The organism is Chloroflexus sp. (genome assembly GCF_034434295.1).
Lineage (GTDB): Bacteria > Chloroflexota > Chloroflexia > Chloroflexales > Chloroflexaceae > Chloroflexus.
In genome coordinates this window covers 1-20065 of sequence record NZ_DAOTZQ010000059.1, presented here as the reverse complement: position 1 = coordinate 20065, position 20065 = coordinate 1, and the positions used below count along the sequence as shown (strand labels likewise).

Sequence of the window (20065 nt, the reverse complement as noted above, 5' to 3'; positions counted from 1 at the left end):
ACGCATGCGTCGCCCCTACGCCCACGCCAATCCACCGGCGACTCGTCAATGGCACAGCCGGTAACGCCACAGTACGAGGATCACCCCTGAACGATGGTGGTATCCCCTGGGCACACGAATCGCTGGGATTACCAACATCGGGTTGTAGCAGAGCCAGGGTTACAGATTTTACCTGGATCGATCTATCTTGACAACGATGTGTGGTCGCTGTTAGAATAAATGATAGCGATATTATTATTGATAATATAGAGTCTGCTATGATCCCTCAATGGCTTACCCACAACCGTCTGTACGATCTGGCGCGCAGTGGTCAACGTCTACCACCCTGGTGGGCAGTGATACTGGTTGGTTTATTCATTCTTTTGGCTTCGCAACTCGTTGCCTTACCGATCCTCTTCGTGTTTGTCCTCACCGGTATAATATCGATAACTGAAGAGAATACCCTTACTCAACCGCCGCTGGTATCAGGGTTTGCGTTGTCCCTCCAGCTAGTCACAGCCTTCGGGTCAATGATACTGTTCACCTGGCTGTGGGTACGCTTTTACGAGCGACGTTCTTTCGCCACCCTTGGTTTCGAGCCAGGCAGAATTCTCTTTCTCTACGGTCGCGGCCTGCTCATCGGGTTGGCAGCATTTGCGGCAATCATAGGGCTGCTGGCGCCTCTAGGTTACATTGCTATCGAGAATAGTGATCCTGCACAGGTTGGGCTGGCAGCACTCGGTGGAGTGGTACTTGTTTTCTTTCCAGGCTGGATGATTCAGGGCGCAGCCGAAGAAATCCTCGTCCGGGGCTGGATGTTACCGACCCTCTCGGCACGCTACCGGGTATGGGGCGGATTGCTCATCTCATCACTCTTCTTTGCCTTTATGCATACCCTCAACCCCAACCTGAGCATACTGGCAATGATCAATCTGGCTCTGTATGGTCTGTTTGGCGCACTCTACGCTCTGCGTGAAGAGTCGCTGTGGGGTATCTGTGCCGTTCATTCAATCTGGAACTGGGCGCAGGGAAACCTCTTCGGACTGCAAGTGAGTGGCCAGATGGTTAGCGGTGGTATGATCTTCAATCTGGTCGAGACCGGTCCTGACTGGTTGACCGGCGGCGCATTCGGACCGGAGGGCGGATTGATAACAACAATTGTCCTGCTGTTAAGCATCGCGATTATCTGGTGGTGGCCAATAACCGGACAGCGTGTCGTCACCCAACCGGTAACAGTGGATCGTTCGTTGTAGTCGGGTACGGCAGATGATCCTACGGTATCAACTGCGCTTCATCAATAACACCTGACGCCATTCCTAATAGTTCCTGCGGGGGATGGGGTAAACCTTACGAGTCTCCTCCATTCTGCAATGATACAACAGACTTTGCGAACGTTTGTGGATACTACCCCTTACACTCTACAGCTCCTCAACCCTGAGTGGACAGAGCTTTACCACACCCCGCTCCAAGAAGTGTATACTGCATGTAACCATCCTGTAACTACAACCACTACCCTACAAGCAGAACCGCGCATCTCAACGCGCCTTTGTGGCGTGTCATTACAAGGAGATTGGCAATGACTCAGCCTCCAAATGGCTTTGACCCGAATGATCCAATCGGGACCTGGCGCACCTGGCGCGACGCCAGCCTGGAAGCATGGGCAAAAAGCCTGACCGCGATGGTCAACACCGAAACGTTCTCGCAGGCGATTGGCGCCCAACTCGATGCGCTCCTGGCTATTTCTGGGCCAGTACAGCAGGCCGTCCAACAATACATGGAGCGCTATCTGGCTCAGGCTCAACTCCCCTCGCGCACTGAAGTGGTGACCCTGGCCGAACGATTAACAAACATCGAATTTCGTCTCGACGATATGCAGGCTCAACTCGATGAATTGACTGACCTGGTGCGCAAGCTGGCAGTTGCGCAACCCCCCACTGCGGTTGACGTTGGCGTGATTGATGAACGCCTGCGGGGTATCGAGGAACAACTGACCGCTCTTGCCGCTGGCCGTCCCTCCGGTCGTATCCGCAAGGCAACGACTGAAGACAAAGAGTAGGAGTGTTTGATCATGACCAGTTCTGATGCCGCGCCAATCGATCTTGAGCGGATGACCGAGCAGTTACTGAAAGAGATCGAGCGCACAACGAAGAGCAGTGACATGGCTGCTCGCATCGCTACCAATCGTATTCGGGTTGCTGTCGGTCAAACGCCTAAAGAGCAGATTTGGGCGTTGAACAAGATGCGTCTTTACCACTACTATCCGCAAGTACCACCGGAGCAGCGCAAGCCGGTACCAATCTTGCTTGTCTTCGCCTTGATCAATCGACCCTATATCTTCGATCTGCGCCCCGGCAATAGCTTCGTCGAATACCTGCTCCAGCACGGCTATGAAGTCTATCTGCTCGATTGGGGTCGTCCAGGATTGGAAGATGCCCATTACGATTTTGAAGATTATTCGCTGAAGTTCCTGCCACGGGCCATTCGGGCGATGCAGCGGCATAGCGGCAAGCGTGAGTTCTCGATGCTCGGCTGGTGTATCGGGGCCACGATTGTCACGATTTACGCTGCGATGCGCCCCGATGACGGCCTGCGCAATTTGATCCTGCTTACCGCACCACTCGATTTCAGCGACAAAGAGGGAAGTACCTTCAGTCGCTGGCTCAATACCGAGTATTACAACGTTGATGAACTGGTTCGCCAGTTTGGGAATGTACCGGCAGCCGTGATCGAATACGGCAACAAGATGCTGAAGCCGGTTGAGAACTACATCGGCACCTACCTCAAGCTATGGGATAACCTCGACAACCCGGCAGTCGTTGAGGCGTGGCTGGCAATGAACACATGGGTAACCGATAACGTCGACTTTCCTGGTGCTGCTTTCCGTCAGTGGGTCGTGGAATTTTTCCGCGAAAACCGCTTGATGGAGAACCGGCTCATGATGGAAGGGCGTGTGGTTGATGTAGCGAATATCAGGGCTAATCTCTTGAATGTGATTGCCGATAAAGATCATATCGTGCCCAACTGTCAATCACGCTCAATCATGGATCGGGTCGGCAGTAAAGATAAGAAATTGATCGAGTTGAAAGGTGGCCATATCGGTATTATGGTCGGCAGTGGTGCCAGCAAACGTGCCTGGCCCCTGATGGAAGCCTGGTTGAGCGAACGTAGCACCTGACATCCCCTCATTTCGTTGATACGCACAGCGGTTGACATCGTCATCAGCAATGCTGACGATGCGCCGTTTTGTGCTGTCAAGTTTTCATGCTTGCCGGTCTTTTCACCGGTCTGGTCTTTTGTGCCGTTTTCGGCGCGTTTGTGTATTGAAAAGGAGAAAACAATGCGTCTCAGTGGCAAAGTAGCCCTGATTACCGGTGCTGGTCAGGGAATTGGACGGGCAACTGCCCTGTTGTTCGGTCAGCACGGCGCCAAAGTTGCCGTTGCCGATATTAATGAGGAAGCAGCCCGGGCAACCGCGCAGGCGATTGTCGATGCTGGCGGCGAAGCCAAAGCGTTTTTCATGAACGTCGGCCAGGCCTCCTCAGTAGAAGCTGCGGTAAAAGCAGTTGTTGAATGGGCCGGTAGAATTGATGTATTGGTGAACAATGCCGGCATTACCCGCGATGCCCGGATGATCAAGATGACTGAAGAGCAATTTGATGCCGTGATCAATGTCAACCTGAAAGGCGTCTGGCTCTGCACCAAATACGTGGCTCCGATCATGATCGAGCAGGGTGGCGGCTCTATTATCAATGCAGCTTCCATCGTGGCGTTTGAAGGTAACTTCGGGCAGACCAATTATGTCGCCACCAAAGCTGGCGTGATTGGAATGACCAAGACCTGGGCCCGCGAATTTGGGCCGAGTGGCATCCGGGTCAACGCCGTTGCTCCCGGTTTTACCCAAACCGACATGATTGCGCACGTGCCGGAAAAGGTGCTTGAGGAGTTCAAAGGCCGTACACCGCTACGCCGGTTAGGTACCGCTGAGGATATGGCCTACGCCTATCTTTTCCTTGCATCTGATGAGTCGAGCTTTATCACCGGTGAGGTATTGCCGGTTGATGGAGGTCTCACCCTTTAAGCGTGGTCACGAGCCGAACAGGAGCGGTTCTGGCTTCCAGTCAGTACCACATTGCCGGTCGTACCGGCTTCCAGCCGGCACAACAAGCGACAGAGCAAAGGGAGCGATACTCTCGCCCCCTTTGCCGTAGTTACGAACCGAACCGCTTTAGCGAACCGCCTCTACGTCTGCGTCAGCCTCTTCCTTTTCGTGGCTTTCAGCGGCGGAGTGCTGCAAGGCCGCACCACCAGCCAGCGCGGCTGCACCCAATCCGGCCAGCCAGGCCAGCGGTGCTAGCGCACCACCAGTATTGGGTAACGTCGCCGGGGTCGGTGTGGTCGGCTGCGCCGGAGTGGTTGCCGGTGCAGCACCAATTGCAATCCGGCCATCGACTGCCGGATTAAGCGGCGAGTTAGCCGTAATATACTCCTCTACCACATCGGCCAGGATAAAGCCAGTGTCTACCTGATTACGCCCACGGGTAAAGACGCTGTAGCCATCACCACCTGTTAACAGGAAGTTATTAGTCACCACGATATAGTCGGCACCTGGATCAATCGGTGCCCCACCTACTGTCACGCTGGTAACCCGGCTACTTGCCGGCAGAGAAGGATCGTAGGTGAAGCGAATTCCAGCAACCTGTGGGAAGCGACCGGCGCCACTCTCCACCTGGCTTACACCGTTGTTCAACGCCTCTATCACCTGGGCACCGGTCAGGGTGACCAGAGTCAGCGTATTACCAAATGGCAACACTTCCAGGATTTGACCAACAGTGACCGGGCCTGCCGGGATCGAGGCACGAATGCCACCACCATTCATAATTGCAATCGTTGCACCCGAATTGCGTGCTTTAGCCAGCATCGCATCAGCGATCAGATTCCCCAGGTTGGTTTCACGAGAACGAACATTTGACCGATTACCATCAAGTTCTACCGCTGTAGAGCCAACCACGCGCGCCCGCAATTGCTCGATTGGACCTCGGAAGACGGCGATCCGGTTCTCGAAACCCTGATCGGCGGTGAGTGATGGCACGATTTCGGTCGGGTTTCCCTGGAGATCGATCACGGTACCGGAAGCGTTGAAGGCAACTGTAATATCACCCAACCAGCGTCCCCACTCCCAATCGGTCACCACAACCACCGGCTTCCCGTCGGGACCGGCAATCAGTTCGGGGTACGGCGGCGTCTTAACGTTGTTCATCGGCGCCATGGGTGTATGGGAGTGACCACCGATAATCAGGCTCATCCCCCCGACTTCACGAGCAATCTGACGATCAACGTTAATCCCTACATGGGTCAGGGCAATGATGGTAAACACCCCTTCGGCTTTCAAGGCAGCCACCTGTTGGCGGGCGGCTTCAATCGCCGACGTAAAGCTGATACCCGGCCCGGCATTCGAGAGCACACCGGTATCTTCCGGGGTCAGGCTGAAGATACCAATCTTCCTGCCATCTTTTTCGATAATGGTACGTGGCTTGATCAGACCGGCCAGTGGATTGCCGGCGGCAACGCTGATATTGGCGCTCAATACCGGAAAGTTGGCCCGGGTGATGAAATCAACCAGTGCCTGTGGACCTTTATCAAACTCGTGGTTGCCGATGGCCATAGCCTCATAGCCCATCGCATTGTAGAATTCGAGGTCGGCCATCCCATTGTACTGATTGAAGTAAAGCGTGCCCTGAAAAACGTCGCCGGCATCAACCAGCAAGGTTGGCAGTGCCGTTTCCCGGCGAATCTTGTCAATCAGTGCTTTGCGTCGCGACACACCACCGTGAACCGGGTTACTCCCGCTGAATACCGGTTCGATGCGGGCATGATGGTCATTGGTATGCAACACCCGCATACGAAAGACTGGATTCTCCTGCGCTAACGCCAACCGAAAGCTGCCGTCGCTATAGATCGACAGCAATGCACCAGCTCCCAGAGCGACCGTCCCCTTGAGAAACCGCCGACGCGAGATCTTTTCCATAGGACATGCTCTCCATTTCAAGTCACGAACAACTAGAACCGGCCCTGCCACCGCGTGATAACCGGTAATCAGACCGATCTCCCTAAGACACGCAAACCGCAAGGTGCAAACCGACGTTAAACCGAAATGGGCATGCGCATAGTACCGTAGATGTGTCATTTTGGCAAGTGATAGAGAGACAATTTTTCTCTTTCTAATGCGCTTAATCTGTTTTTAACAGCGCTTACCGGTTCATACCTGTCTTGCCGAATATACACATATCTAACACAGATTGTCTTGACGAGTGCTCAAAGCCTCTCTACAATCAAACATAAGCCCTCAGCAGCACAAGACCGGTATGCTGCGCTTCCATTCACCGTGCGAGGCACATCTATGAAGGACTATTATCAGGTATTGGGGGTAAGCCGTACCGCCAGCGATGAAGAGATAAAGCAGGCATACCGACGGCTGGCTCGAAAGTACCATCCTGACGTTAATCCAGGTGATCCGAAAGCTGAAGCACGATTCAAAGAGATTAACGAAGCCTATCAGGTACTGTCCGATAAAGAGCAACGTGCGAAATATGACCGCTTTGGCAGTGACTTTCGCCGTTACGAACAAACCGGGTTTGGCGGTTTTGATTACGGTAGCCAGGATTTTGCTGATTTATTTGAGACACTCTTTGGTCAGCGCCGCACAGCCGGCAGTGGGTTCAATGTACGTCTCGATGGGCAAGATGTTGAACAACCGGTTGAGCTGACGCTCGAGGAAGCGTATAACGGTACCCAACGCACAATCCAGTTTTCAAACCCCAACGGCACACCACGCACGATTACCGTAAAGATTCCCGCCGGCATCGATACCGGCAAACGGGTGCGCGTGCCGGGGGAAGGAGCACCTGGTCTCAATGGTGGTCGGCGTGGAGACCTGTACCTGGTCGTGACCGTCAAACCGCACGAGCGCTTTGAACGTAAGGGAAATGACCTGCACACGACGATCCCGGTGAGCATGTACACCCTATTGCTGGGTGGACAAACCCAGATCCCATTACTGTCAGGTAAAACCCTGACCCTGAATATTCCGCCGCAAACCCAGAACGGACGAGTGTTTCGGATTGCCGGTCAGGGGATGCCGCTGATGCACAGTCACCAGCATGGTGATCTCTACGTCACTGTTAGCGCTGTTTTACCGACAAATCTTTCACCGCAGGCACGCAAGCTGGTGGAGGAATTGCAGCAACTTACGGAAATTAGGAAATAGGACATAGGAGAGAGGATATAGGAGAGAGAGGTTTGTCTATCAGGGTGGCAGGTACTCCGCGGTGATACCCATTCCTGCACGGAATCTTGCATGTTACGTTCGGCTCCAACCTGCATACAGGATGCTCACCGACGCTCCTCTTTCGTGCCAGTTCATAATGACGTGTTGTTGTAATCGGGTATGGTGCGGTCGTCGCGAGTACACTGTCTGGCACAGATTGATGAAACGCTGCTAACCAAAACCGCTGCCATTCAGTGATAATCGTTATGCCTCATGGATCAGCATAGGCACGGTTGTCTTTTGGTACTTTCGCACAAAATCGCTTGACATATTTGCCCAATATGCTGTATAGTATCTGGTAATAATCCACAATAACAGCGGTGTATAATCGTACCAGGTGGTACAATTCTCACACTCAAAGAAGCAGTGTGATTTTTTGAGAGTACTTCCTTAATTTTATCATCATTGTTTATCAAAATAATTAAGATTGGCTTGGTAGCCATGACGCATCGCCGTTGCAATACGGTAGATACGTAATACTTTACTGATTTAAAGAACGAGAGCGCGCTCGGCCTTTACCTCACGGAAGAGGATTGGTGAGCGCGTTTTTGTTACCTTTCAATATCTGGTATCCGTTGTATTTGTAGCAGCAAGGAACGAGCAATGTATCTTCCCGCACGAGACCCTGCCCGACTTTACGATCCACGCTTTGAGCATGATGCATGCGGGATCGGTTTTGTCGCTCGTGTTAATGGTCGGGATAGTCACGATATTCTAGAGCTGGCCCTCACAGCCCTGGGCCGCCTTGAACATCGCGGTGCCGTAGCCGATGATGCCCGTACCGGTGATGGCGCCGGAGTGCTCACCCAGCTTCCTCGCCGGCTGTTACGCCGGGAACTGGCGGCTAAGGGTATTGCGATAGCCGATACCGATCTCGCGCTGGCGATGCTTTTTCTGCCTGCCGATCCCGATCAGTATGCGAGAGCTTGCACGCTGGTTGAAGTAGCTCTGACAACCCACCGATTACCACTACTGTGCTGGCGTGAGGTCCCGGTTGATCCCGACGTGCTAGGCGAGCGGGCACGGCGTGCGATGCCGGCTATTCGCCAGGTGATCGTTGGTCGCCCGCAGGGTATGGACGACCGGACATTCGAGCGTACTCTGTTCCTGGCCCGCAAGACGATGGAGCGGAGCTTCCGTAATGCCGGTTTACCGGCATACGTGCCCTCGTTCTCGTCGCGTACCGTCGTCTACAAGGGTTTGCTGCTAGGTTCACACCTGGCCGATTTTTATCTCGATCTGCGCGATCCTGACTTCACCACGGCTATCGCTGTCTACCACCAGCGTTACAGCACGAATACCTTCCCAACCTGGGAGCGGGCGCAGCCGTTCCGCATGCTGTCACACAACGGTGAAATTAATACGCTGCAGGGTAATGTGAATTGGATGTGCGCCCGCGAACAGGCGATTACGCTCCCAGACGACTTTCTGCCCGATGGCGCTCCGCCGATGAGTGACCTGCTCCCGGTTATTGATGAGAGCGGTTCTGACTCGGCAATGCTCGACAATACGCTGGAGCTGCTGGTGATGGCCGGACGTGATATTCGCCATGCGGCAGCGATGCTGGTGCCGGAAGCCTGGGAAAAGATACCCGACATCGATCCTGCCTTGCGGGCGTTTTATCAGTACCACTCCTGTCTGATAGAACCCTGGGACGGCCCGGCGGCCCTGGCATTCTCTGACGGCACTATTGTTGGGACTGCCCTCGACCGCAACGGTCTGCGTCCGGCACGTTATATCGTGACCGATGATGGCCTGGTCGTGTCGGGATCGGAAGTTGGTGCGGTACCGATTGCTGAAACCCGCATTGTCTGTAAAGGCAAACTCGGCCCCGGCCAGATGCTGGCTGTTGATACCGCGCAGGGTCAGATTTACACCAACAGCGAGGTAAAGGCGCTGTTAGCCGCACGCCAGCCTTATGCTGAATGGCTCAACAAGCATTTGTGTTATCTGCCGGCGAACTTACCCTCTCTGCCTGCTGACACGGCAACTGATTGGCAACCACTGCAGATGGCGTTCGGCTATACATCGGAAGAGCTGAATGTCATTCTCAAACCAATGGGCATGACCGGGCACGAACCGGTTGGATCGATGGGAGATGATACGCCAATTCCACCACTCTCGCAATGGGAATTAGGCCGTCCACTCTTCCACTTCTTCAAGCAGCGCTTTGCCGAGGTCACTAACCCACCCATTGATCCACTCCGCGAAGAGCTGGTGATGTCGCTGAGCGTAGGTATCGGTCGCCGCCGCTCGATCCTGCTGGAAACACCAGAACATGCCCATCTGCTCCAACTGACTTCACCAATCCTGACCGATGCCCAGTTGCAGGCAATTCGCACTCACCCTGATCCATTACTCAGTTCGGTGACGATCAGTTTACTTTTCCCGGCCAATCACATCTCGGCTGAGAGCCTGTTGCAGACACTCGACCGGATCTGCGCCGAAGCAGCAACCGCGGTTGAGCAAGGAGCGGCAATTGTGATTCTCAGTGATCGTGGTGTTGATACTGACCATGCTGCCCTGCCCATCCTGCTGGCAACCGGCGCCGTCCATCATCACCTCATCCGCACCGGCTTGCGCTCGCGGGTCAGTCTGCTGGTGGAAACCGGGGAAGCCCGTGAAGTCCACCACATGGCGGCATTGATCGGTTACGGCGCCGAGGCGATCAACCCATATCTGGCCCTGATCAGCGTTCGCCGTATCGCGCTTGAGCGTGATGCCGTGCGCCAGCGCGCCGAACACGGGGTTGAGCGGAATGTGAATGATCCACGAACGTTCACGCTCGCCGATGAGGCTGAGCACCACTACATCCATGCCCTGGAAAAGGGTCTGCTGAAGATTATGTCGAAGATGGGTATTTCGACCCTCGACAGTTATTGTGGTGCCCAGATTTTTGAGGCGGTTGGATTAGCAAACGAAGTAGTTGAGCGCTGTTTTGCCGGTACACCTTCGCGCGTGGGCGGGCTTTCGTTTAGCCGGATTGCCCGCGATCTGGCTGCTCGCCATGCCCGTGCCTTCCAGACCGGTCGCGTGACCCTGCCACATCCCGGTTTCTACAAATTTAAGAAAGACGGCGAGTATCACGCTTTCAGCCCGGCAGTGGTACATGCCCTGCACAAAGCTGTACGCAGCCCGCATGCCCTCAATGGTGATAGCACTGGACCATCACTCAGCAGCGAAGGCTACGCCACCTATCGGGCTTATGCCGAGCTGGTCAATAACCGACCGCCGGTTGAACCGCGTGATCTGCTGGAGTTTGTACCGGCTGGGCCGCCCGTACCGATTGATGAAGTTGAACCGATTGAGTCGATTGTCAAGCGGTTTTCGACTGCGGCGATGAGCCATGGCTCAACCAGTTCAGAAGCTCACGAAACCCTATCAATCGCCATGAATCGTCTGGGAGCAATGGCGAATAGCGGTGAAGGTGGTGAAGCTCCGGAGCGGTACCACGACGAACGCAATTCCCGTATCAAACAGGTGGCATCGGGACGCTTCGGCGTAACGCCTGCCTACCTGGCCAGTGCCAGTGAATTGCAGATTAAGATGGCGCAGGGGGCCAAGCCCGGCGAAGGCGGTCAGTTGCCCGGCCACAAGGTGAACGAGGAGATTGCCCGGATTCGCCATACGGTGCCCGGCGTAGCGCTAATTAGCCCGCCGCCACACCACGATATTTACAGCATTGAAGACCTGGCTCAGTTGATCTATGACCTCAAGCAGGTGAACCCGAATGCACGGGTTTCCGTGAAGCTTGTGGCGACGGCCGGTGTGGGAACTATCGCCGCCGGCGTGGCCAAGGGATATGCTGACGTCATCCTGATCAGTGGTCATGCCGGTGGAACCGGTGCGTCGCCGCTGAGCAGTATCAAGAATGCCGGTGTGCCATGGGAATTGGGTTTAGCCGAAACCCAACAGACACTCATTCTCAACGGCCTACGGGAGCGAGTACGCCTTCGCGCTGATGGTGGGCTGAAGACGGGTCGGGACGTGGTCATGGCTGCCTTACTCGGCGCTGATGAGTTCTCGTTCGGCACGGCTGCCCTGGTTGCCGAGGGGTGTATTATGGCACGGGCCTGTCATAACAACACCTGTCCGGTCGGTATTGCCACCCAACGTAGCGATCTACGGGCAAAATTCCCCGGCAAGCCAGAAATGGTGATGGCCTTCTTCCGCTATCTGGCCCAGGAAGTACGCGAAATTCTGGCCAGTCTTGGCCTGCGCTCGATTGAAGAGGCTGTTGGTCGCACCGACCTGTTGCGCCAGCGTCGTACTGGCCTCGAAACAGCCGATCTGCTCGATATGACACCGGTGCTCGGCGCGGCAACGCTCGTCGGGCAAGGGCCGATTCGCCATGGCGGTAAACCCAATGCCCTTCCTGCTGAAGAGAGCCTGAATGACCGCATTATGGTTGATGCCGCTAAAGCACTCGCCGCCGACGGTCCCGTGCGCCTGCATTACCAGATCAATAACTGTGATCGTTCGGTTGGTGCTCGCCTGTCGGGGGCAATTGGGCAACTGTACGGCGATAAAGGCTTACCACCGGACACCATCACCATTACCTTCCATGGCCACGCCGGCCAGAGTTTTGGCACATTCAATGCGCCCGGCGTGACTCTTCACCTCATTGGTGATGCCAACGACTATGTAGGCAAAGGAATGGCTGGTGGTCTCATCACTATTGCGCCATCACCGGAAGCGCAGTATGTCTGGCACGAGAATGTTATTGCCGGAAACACCATCCTGTACGGTGCTACCGGCGGCGAACTCTACGCAGCCGGTCGTGTCGGTGAGCGCTTTGCCGTGCGAAATTCCGGCGCAACAGCCGTCGTCGAGGGGGTTGGTGACCACGGGTGCGAATATATGACCGGTGGGGTGGTTGTTGTCCTCGGACCAACCGGCCGTAATTTCGGTGCCGGTATGACCGGTGGTGTTGCGTATGTTCTTGACGAAGCCGGCACGTTTGCGCAACGCTACAATCCGCAACTGGTTGAGCTGCGTCCCCTCAGCGAGCGAGATGAAAAGCGGCTGCGCGATCTCATTCGTCGCCATGTTGCCTTGACAAAGAGTCCGCGAGGGAGTGAGATTCTGGCCCGTTGGGACTATTATCGCACTGTCTTCCTGACCGTCAGGCCACGCGATGCCGTAGCTCAGATCGAAGCTGCTGCGGAAGGGACTGAAGAGCCAACCGCTGCTCGGGCAGCGTAAGAGCCTACGAATACTGATAGACGGGACGAAAACAGTCCCGTCTATCATCTTTTTATCAGCTTACACAGTGATCAGGTTGTGGTAAGATAAGGCGCTGCGTCATGATGCGCGGTAATGATCGTATGCATATCGATTTGTACAAGGGGAAACGTTGCGTATGCTCTGGATAAGCCTGATTGCACTCATGCTTCTGATCGCAGCTTCACCGGGCATTATGCTCTATGTCGAACATCGCCAATCTATTGCCGGTTATTCAGAGCAACCGGGAGACACCTCTTCTTATCATCAAGACGTTACCTCGTCGTAAATTGTTGCATTGACGCAGGTACACCGTTGTCAGCTTCTGCAAGCAGACAGCCGGATGTTCACATGATTGAATACCCGCCAGTATCTGACAGTTCATCATCCGCCACACGCCAGCGCATCCAGCATCAACGACGCTGGATGAGTGTCGGATTGTTTCTTATTGATCAGTTGCTCATCTTTTGCGGGTTTGCGCTGGCATATCTGCTGCGCTATCAGGTAAACTGGCCACCACCTTTTGATCGGATTGTGGCTGAAGTTGCCACAGAAAATCTGGTACCTTTTAGCGCCTTTCTACCGATAGTCATTATGCTGCAAGTTCTGTTAGGCTTGCGGTTTATCGGGCGCGGATTTTATCGGCCTAGTCGCCGAATAACCATGATGGACGAAGCCGCTGCCATTACCGGAAGTGTGATCACAATGATTGCACTCCTGATGGTAGTGGTCTTCCTGTATCGGCCATTTTTCTACTCACGACTGATTTTTGCCTTTGCTGTTGTCACCATTATCGCGCTTCTGTTTAGCTGGCGTTTCCTGCTTATCGGTATTCGCCACTGGTTCTGGACCCGTGGTCTCGGTCGCGAGCGCGTATTAGTGGTCGGAGGTACCGGCCTGGGCCAACTGGTGATGCAATCGCTCACAGCTTCGCCAGGTGTTGGCTATACCCTGGTCGGCTACCTGAGTAACGAGCCAATCATTACCGGCAGCCGGGCACGAGTCTTTCAACACCTCGGCAATCTTGAGGATTTTGAAGAAGTCGTTGCACAACACCGGATTCAGCATGTTATTATCGCTCTCCCATTTTGGGAATATGACCGTCTCCCGGAACTGGCCGCTCGTTGTCAGGCCCTGGGCATCGAGTATCAGATTGCACCCGACATTTATCAACTCAGCTTTGACCGGGTTGATATTATGCATTTGAGTGGTGTTCCACTCCTCCAACCGAAAGAGATTCAACTCCACGGGCTGAATCTTGCCCTAAAGCGTATCTTTGATCTGACGATGGTTCTGCTTAGTCTGCCGCTTACCCTGCCACTTGCCATCATCATTGCGGTATTGATCTGGCTCGACTCAGGGCGTCCGATCATTTTTCGTCAGCAACGGGTGGGCAAGCATGGCCATCTGTTTACCTGCTACAAGTTCCGCACGATGGTACCGGATGCCGAGCAGCGTCGCCAGGAGCTACTGGTCCATAACGAAGCTGATGGCCCCCTGTTTAAGATGCGCGCCGATCCACGGGTGACGCGAGTCGGGCGCTGGTTGCGACGTACCAGCCTCGATGAACTGCCACAATTGTTCAATGTGCTACGCGGTGATATGAGCCTGATCGGGCCACGACCAGCGTTGCCAGAAGAAGTAGAGCGTTATGAACCATGGCATCGACGCCGGTTAGAAGTACTTCCAGGACTGGCCTGTCTGCCCCAGGCCCTTGGGCGGAGCGAGATCTCATTTGATGAGCAGGTTCGGCTTGACATTTACTATGCCGAAAACTGGTCATTGAGCCTTGATCTTCGCATCTTGATGATGGTTATTCCGGCAGTATTATCCGGTCGCGGTGCGTGGTAATGCAATTTCCTACCCTCATCACCATCTACCGCGAACATCGCCTGTGGATGTGGCTGATTGGTGCAGCCGTCACCGGTTGCGTTCTGGGCTTTACCCCCCCTCTGGTAGCGGTGAGCTGGTTGCTCGGCCTCGCAGCCCTTGGCCTAACCTTCTGCGATCCAGTCTGGCCGGTCGCGTTGGCCGTGCTCTCGGTACCGTTTCAGCAACTGGTCATCTTACCGGGTGGCTTGAGTCTGACTCAGGCTTGTTTCATCATGGTCGCGCTGAGTCTAATGGTACGTATCCACCAACCCTGGCCAAAGCTGACAGCACCTGGCATCGCTCTCGCTGTCCTGGTCTGGTGTCTTGCCTTCGCTACTGCGGCAACCCCACTGAGTCGCACCGAAGGCTTAAAAGAGACTCTCCGCTGGGGAACGGTGCTACTGATCTACGTCGCTACCGTGTGGGTATTACAGGACCGGTCACGTGCTGACTGGCGTCGAACTGTATTAGTCACGTGTTTACTGGTAGCGCCAGCCATCACTGCCCTGATTGGCGTGACGCAATTTATCAATGGCTTCGGTCCTGAGAGCTTTGCGATTGGCGGCGGGCGGGTACGGGCATACGGCACAATTGGGCAACCGAATTCCTTTGCCGGCTATCTGAATCAGTCCTGGCCGCTCGCCGCTGGCATGCTGATAGCACTTGTCGAAACCCGACAGCACCAGATTCGGTTCTGGATGCTTTTCAGCATCCTGCTGGTAGCTACCGGCAGTCTGCTGGGAGGTCTGCTGGCAAGCTTCTCGCGTGGCGGATGGATTGGTGCATTGATCGGCGTATTAGCAATGGGCATTGCCTTTGGCGGAAGGTACGGACGCACCATGCTAATCCGCGTTGGGATGGCCGTCCTCCTTGTTGGTTTGAGTGGTCTTTTGCTGATCAACAGTGGACTGTTACCAACTACGCTGAGTAATCGGGTGGTATCCATCATCGCCAACCTGCGCCCATTCGACACCCGCAACGTTGAAATCACCCCTGAGAACTTTGCGGTTGTAGAGCGGATGGCGCATCTCCAGGCAGCGTGGCATATGATTCAGGAGCGACCTCTTCTCGGCGTCGGTCCCGGTAATTTTAGCATCGCCTACGAACGACTGGTCTACAGTGGGCAAAGCCCAACCTGGATCAAGCCATGGTATGATTCTCGTGGTCATGCGCACAACTACTATCTGCACATCACTGCGGAGAGTGGTCTCATCGGAGCGAGTGCGTATCTGGTTTTTCTTGGCAGCATGTGGTATTGTGCCATCAGAGCGTTACGTCAAGCGCAAACCTGGATGATCCGCGGCATCACGCTCGGTGGTATCGGTGTAGCAGGCGCACTTAACGGACACAATCTCTTTGAAAATCTGCACGTCTTGAACATGGGAGTTCAATTTGGCGTCATTATTGCCATGCTGGCAACTATTGACACTGAGCGTAAAGAGGAGTTATGACCTATCTTGTTACCGGTGCAGCCGGTTTTATTGGCAGTCATCTGGTGGATCGTCTACTGGCACGGGGCGAACAGGTGATCGGTTTTGACAATTTTGTCGATTATTACAGTCCAGATCGTAAACGGCGCAACCTTGCGCAGGCGATGCAACAGCCAGGGTTTACATTGATAGAAGGTGATATTCGTGATCCCGATACGGTAGCACACATTTTCACTCGCTATCGGCCACGTTTCGTTGCCCACCTGGCTGCAATGCCCGGCCCACGCCCATCGATTGCCAATCCGCAGCTCTATGAAGCCGTCAATGTTGGTGGTAGTCTGGTGATTCTCGATTACGCCCGGCGCAGTGGCGTAGAAAATCTGGTACTGGCCTCTACCTCATCGGTATATGGGAAAACAAACCGGGTGCCATTCCGTGAAGACGATAACACAGACCGGCCTTTATCACCTTACGCGGCGACCAAAAAGGCGGCTGAAGTTCTGGCATATACCTTTCACAGCCTGTACGGCACGCCGACCAGTGTGGTGCGCTTCTTTACCGTCTACGGTCCACGTGGTCGGCCCGATATGACACCATACCTGTTCGTAGAACGGATGGTGCGTGGGCAGCCAATTACCCTTTTCAACGGTGGCGAAAACCTGTTCCGCGATTACACCTATATCGACGATATTGTCAGCGGAGTTATTAACGCCCTTGATCGACCGCATGCCTACGAAATCTTCAATCTCGGTCATTCGCAGCCGGTCGAGCTGCGTCGCTTTGTCAACCTTCTGGAACAGATTACCGGCTACCCGGCCCAGATCGAGATCAAGCCACTACCGGCAACGGAACCCCCGATCACCTATGCAGACACGACCAAAGCCGGTCAGTTGCTCGATTTCGCACCACGAGTCGCCATTGAAGAAGGACTTGCCCGCTTCTGGGCATGGTATTGTGACGAACACCAGCCGCAACATTAATACAGGTTGCGAATATGCTATCTGCCGGTCGTTCTGGCGCGATCACCAAAAGGAACAGGAAAGAGCAACATTAGAACCTGTTTCAAAAAACATCTCCTATGAAGGTGTCTCATTCATTGCCGCCCGATTCTATGTTCGTGACGAGCACACCCGACATCAGCGTGACCAGCCGGTTCAACGACGTGACATGCGCCATATCGTGTGTACGGCTGGCGCGGCAGCATGGCTCGCACGCCAAACGACGCCACACGCGGATGATGAGCGAACAAGGCAACCTATCCAGTGCGTGATGGCACCGGAGATGGTTATTAGAGCGCGATAGTACAGCTTTTTATGAAATAGGTTCTAATACAGGTTGCGAATATGCTATCTGCCGGGTACGATAAGAGCAGCAGTAATGAGAATAAACTGCCAGGGGCGGGAAGGTATATCACATGATGAGCGATCAGCCGAAACCGGTCAATTCACCAATTGACAAAGAAGAGATCAACAGCGTCGAGCGTGGCACATTTTCGCTCGGTCAGCGATTGCGTCAGCCCCGCACGCTGATCTCATTTGGGCTTGCAATAGCGATCATTGTCTTTGTAGTACGTGGCCTCGATATCGATCTGGCAACGACCTGGCAATATATGCGGTCAGCCGATCCCTGGTTGCTCGTTGCTGGACTCATTGTCTTTTATTTAACCTTCCCGCTCCGGGCTTTCCGCTGGCGCATGCTCCTGATCAATGCCGGGGTACCGGTACTGGCAGGGAAGCACTCGTGGGCATCATTTCCAGCACTGATTGAATATATCTACCTTTCGTGGTTTGCCAATTGCATCGTACCGGCCAAACTCGGTGATGCGTATCGCGGGTATTTGCTCAAGCATAATGGGAATGTCTCCTTCTCGGCAACGTTTGGCACAATTTTTGCCGAACGTCTCCTCGATATGATCGGTCTGTTCAGCTTACTGGTGCTTTCAGGATATCTTACATTTGGCGTCCAGATGCCAGAAGGCACCCAAATAGTCTTCGGTTTTGGTGGCTTGCTGGTCGCCATCATTATCGGCGGATTAATTGGTATGCGCTGGCTTGGCCCGCAAATCCGCTGGTTCATTCCCAACCGTCTGCATCGCGTCTACGGTAATTTTGAACAATCAGCGTTGAGATCGTTTACGCCGGTGATTTTGCCACGGTTATTTCTCCTTACCGGTTCGATCTGGCTGCTCGAAGGGTTTCGACTGTGGTTTGTGATCCAGTCACTCAGCCATACAGGTCTCAGCTTAACACTGGCTGCCATCATCTTTGTGGCCCTGGCATCATCGTTACTGACCGCATTGCCGGTGACACCGGCAGGGCTTGGGGTTGTTGAAGGAACCATTACCGTTGTCCTGACTTTCTTTGGGATTGCAAGCAGCCTGGGTAGTGCCGTGACGTTGCTTGACCGACTGATCAATTTCTGGAGCATCGTGGTGTTTGGCTTCATTCTCTACCTGTTCAGTCGGCGAAAATAACTATGCGTATTGGTGTTGATTACACAGCCGGAGTCTGGCAGGGTGCCGGTATTGGCCGTTACACACGCGAGCTGATACGAGCTGCTGTGCAGGCCGGCCCTGATCTCGATTTTCAACTCTTCTACGCTGCTGGTGGCCTGGATGTACAAAGTCCTTTTGTCCGCTATGCCCACAACCTGGCAGCCACCCATCGCAATATCACCCTACGAGCACTGCCCATTAGCCCTCGTCTGCTCACGATCCTCTGGCAGCGGTTGCGCTTACCGCTACGGATTGAGTGGTTTATTGGCCGATTGGATATCGTGCATGCACCCGATTTCGTTCTGCCTCCAACGAAAGCGCGCACATTGCTCACAATCCACGACCTCACCTTCCTGGTTGAGCCAGCCTGTGCCGAACCGAACCTCCGTCGCTATTTGAGTACGGCTGTGCCACGTTCATTACAACGCGCCAACCTGATCATCGTCGACTCAAAGGCAACTGCCGGCGATCTCGGTCGTCTCTACGGTATCCCCCGGCAGCGGGTTCGCCTGCTCTATCCGGCAGTCGATGAACGATTCCGACCGCTGACCGACGACGAAATCGCGAGAGTACGTGAACGACTTCATCTGCCTGCGCGATTTTTGCTCTTCGTCGGCACCCTTGAACCGCGCAAGAATCTGGTTCGACTGCTGCAAGCCTTTGCATTATTGCAGAACGAGTATCCCGATCTGCACCTGATGCTGGCCGGACGAAAAGGATGGCTATACGATGACATCTTCGCGGCGGTTGAACAGTATCACCTGAGCGAACGGGTTCATTTTCTCGATTTTGTTGCCGACGAAGATTTGCCGGCATTGTATAATCTAGCTGAAGCCTTCGTTTACCCATCGTTATACGAAGGGTTTGGCTTTCCGGTACTCGAAGCACTTGCCTGTGGTACACCGGTGGTAACTACAAAGGTTTCCAGCCTGCCGGAAGTAGCCGGAACAGCCGCGATATTTGTCGATCCGCTAGAGCCGGAAGATATTGCTGACGGCATTCGTACTGTACTGAGCAATCCGGCTTCGCTGCGGACAGCCGGCCCACAACAGGCAGCCGCATTTCGCTGGGAAAGGGCCGGCCAGGAGCTTGTCGCTATGTATCGCGAGCTTGTAGCGACAACTACGGCTCGCTGAGGGTTGTGAAGATGATGCAATCGAACGATCTGACCGCTGAAGCACTGAGCCGAGGGGCATTACCGGGGCGCGGGTATGCGATTGCTCGCCGTATTTCTCAGATACTGCATCCGGTACCACTTGGTATCGTCAGCATCTTTATTGTCGGCGTACTCGGCAGTGAAAACCGTATACAGGGATTATGGTGGGCGCTGATTTGCGCACTAATCCATGTTGTTCCACCAACAATCTTCTTCAACATTCGTCTCCACCAGGGTGCATACAGTGATGATGACATCTCTATCCGCAGTCAGCGCAATGAGCTTTATCTGTTTGGGATGCTTAATGTCACCATTGGCATACTACTCCTCTGGCTGCTCAATGCGCCATTGCCACTACTCGCCATGCTGGTGTCGGTGGCGGTTATGAACCTGGTCTCATTTTGCATCAACCTGTTCTGGAAAATCAGTATTCATTCCGCCAGTATTGGCTCGTGTGCAACCCTGGCCAGCATCTATCTACCGGCGCTGGGCGGTATCTGCTGGATCGCCGCCGTCGTGTTGGGTTGGGCACGTCTGCGCACCCGTAACCACACCCTGATGCAGGTCATTGCCGGGATAAGCCTGGC

14 protein-coding genes are annotated in these 20065 nt (G+C 54.4%); 13 read left to right on the top strand and 1 reads right to left on the bottom strand.

Annotated features, from left to right (window positions below; all coding sequences use genetic code 11):
• Positions 1 to 257: 257 nt before the first annotated feature.
• The 4 genes from VAE57_RS09505 to VAE57_RS09490 all read left to right on the top strand — a co-directional run bounded on the left by VAE57_RS09505 (position 258) and on the right by VAE57_RS09490 (position 4057).
• Entirely contained in the window at positions 258 to 1232 is a 975-nt protein-coding gene (locus VAE57_RS09505) for a type II CAAX endopeptidase family protein (RefSeq protein ID WP_322821647.1), read from the top strand.
• A gap of 323 nt (positions 1233 to 1555) precedes the next feature.
• Positions 1556 to 2035, top strand: a complete 480-nt coding sequence (locus VAE57_RS09500) for a hypothetical protein (RefSeq protein ID WP_322821646.1) — start codon at positions 1556 to 1558, stop codon at positions 2033 to 2035.
• Positions 2036 to 2047: 12 nt separating this feature from the next.
• Positions 2048 to 3154, top strand: a complete 1107-nt coding sequence (locus tag VAE57_RS09495) for a PHA/PHB synthase family protein (protein ID WP_012259104.1) — start codon at positions 2048 to 2050, stop codon at positions 3152 to 3154.
• Between the two features lie 162 nt (positions 3155 to 3316).
• Complete coding sequence (locus VAE57_RS09490) at positions 3317 to 4057, top strand: beta-ketoacyl-ACP reductase (protein WP_322821645.1); 741 nt, start codon at positions 3317 to 3319, stop codon at positions 4055 to 4057.
• 147 nt (positions 4058 to 4204) lie between these two features.
• Here VAE57_RS09490 and VAE57_RS09485 read toward each other — a convergent pair whose 3' ends face one another.
• Positions 4205 to 6004, bottom strand: a complete 1800-nt coding sequence (locus VAE57_RS09485; protein WP_322821644.1) for a 5'-nucleotidase C-terminal domain-containing protein — start codon at positions 6002 to 6004, stop codon at positions 4205 to 4207.
• Positions 6005 to 6376: 372 nt separating this feature from the next.
• On the opposite strand from VAE57_RS09485, the gene VAE57_RS09480 reads away from it, so the two are divergent.
• The 9 genes from VAE57_RS09480 to VAE57_RS09440 all read left to right on the top strand — a co-directional run.
• On the top strand, positions 6377 to 7243 hold the full coding sequence (locus VAE57_RS09480; RefSeq protein ID WP_322821643.1) for a J domain-containing protein: 867 nt from the start codon (positions 6377 to 6379) through the stop codon (positions 7241 to 7243).
• Between the two features lie 663 nt (positions 7244 to 7906).
• Positions 7907 to 12508: a glutamate synthase large subunit gene (gene gltB / locus VAE57_RS09475; protein WP_322821642.1), complete on the top strand. Its 4602-nt coding sequence runs from the start codon at positions 7907 to 7909 to the stop codon at positions 12506 to 12508.
• Positions 12509 to 12665: 157 nt separating this feature from the next.
• A complete protein-coding gene (locus tag VAE57_RS09470) occupies positions 12666 to 12815 on the top strand; it encodes a hypothetical protein (RefSeq protein WP_322821641.1) in 150 nt (49 codons plus the stop codon).
• Between the two features lie 62 nt (positions 12816 to 12877).
• Positions 12878 to 14377: a sugar transferase gene (locus VAE57_RS09465; RefSeq protein ID WP_322821640.1), complete on the top strand. Its 1500-nt coding sequence runs from the start codon at positions 12878 to 12880 to the stop codon at positions 14375 to 14377.
• Positions 14377 to 15849, top strand: coding sequence for an O-antigen ligase family protein (locus VAE57_RS09460; RefSeq protein ID WP_322821639.1), 1473 nt, complete (start codon positions 14377 to 14379; stop codon positions 15847 to 15849). Before VAE57_RS09465 ends, VAE57_RS09460 begins: the two co-directional genes overlap by 1 nt.
• On the top strand, positions 15846 to 16808 hold the full coding sequence (locus VAE57_RS09455) for an NAD-dependent epimerase/dehydratase family protein (protein WP_322821638.1): 963 nt from the start codon (positions 15846 to 15848) through the stop codon (positions 16806 to 16808). Before VAE57_RS09460 ends, VAE57_RS09455 begins: the two co-directional genes overlap by 4 nt.
• Before the next feature lie 434 nt (positions 16809 to 17242).
• The gene (locus tag VAE57_RS09450; protein WP_322821637.1) at positions 17243 to 18301 is read left to right on the top strand and encodes a lysylphosphatidylglycerol synthase transmembrane domain-containing protein; all 1059 of its coding nucleotides are present in this window, start codon (positions 17243 to 17245) and stop codon (positions 18299 to 18301) included.
• A 2-nt stretch (positions 18302 to 18303) separates the two neighbouring features.
• Positions 18304 to 19458: a glycosyltransferase family 1 protein gene (locus VAE57_RS09445; RefSeq protein WP_322821636.1), complete on the top strand. Its 1155-nt coding sequence runs from the start codon at positions 18304 to 18306 to the stop codon at positions 19456 to 19458.
• An 11-nt stretch (positions 19459 to 19469) separates the two neighbouring features.
• Positions 19470 to 20065 (top strand): phosphatase PAP2 family protein (locus VAE57_RS09440; RefSeq protein ID WP_322821635.1); only part of this gene is annotated, 596 nt, incomplete at its 3' end.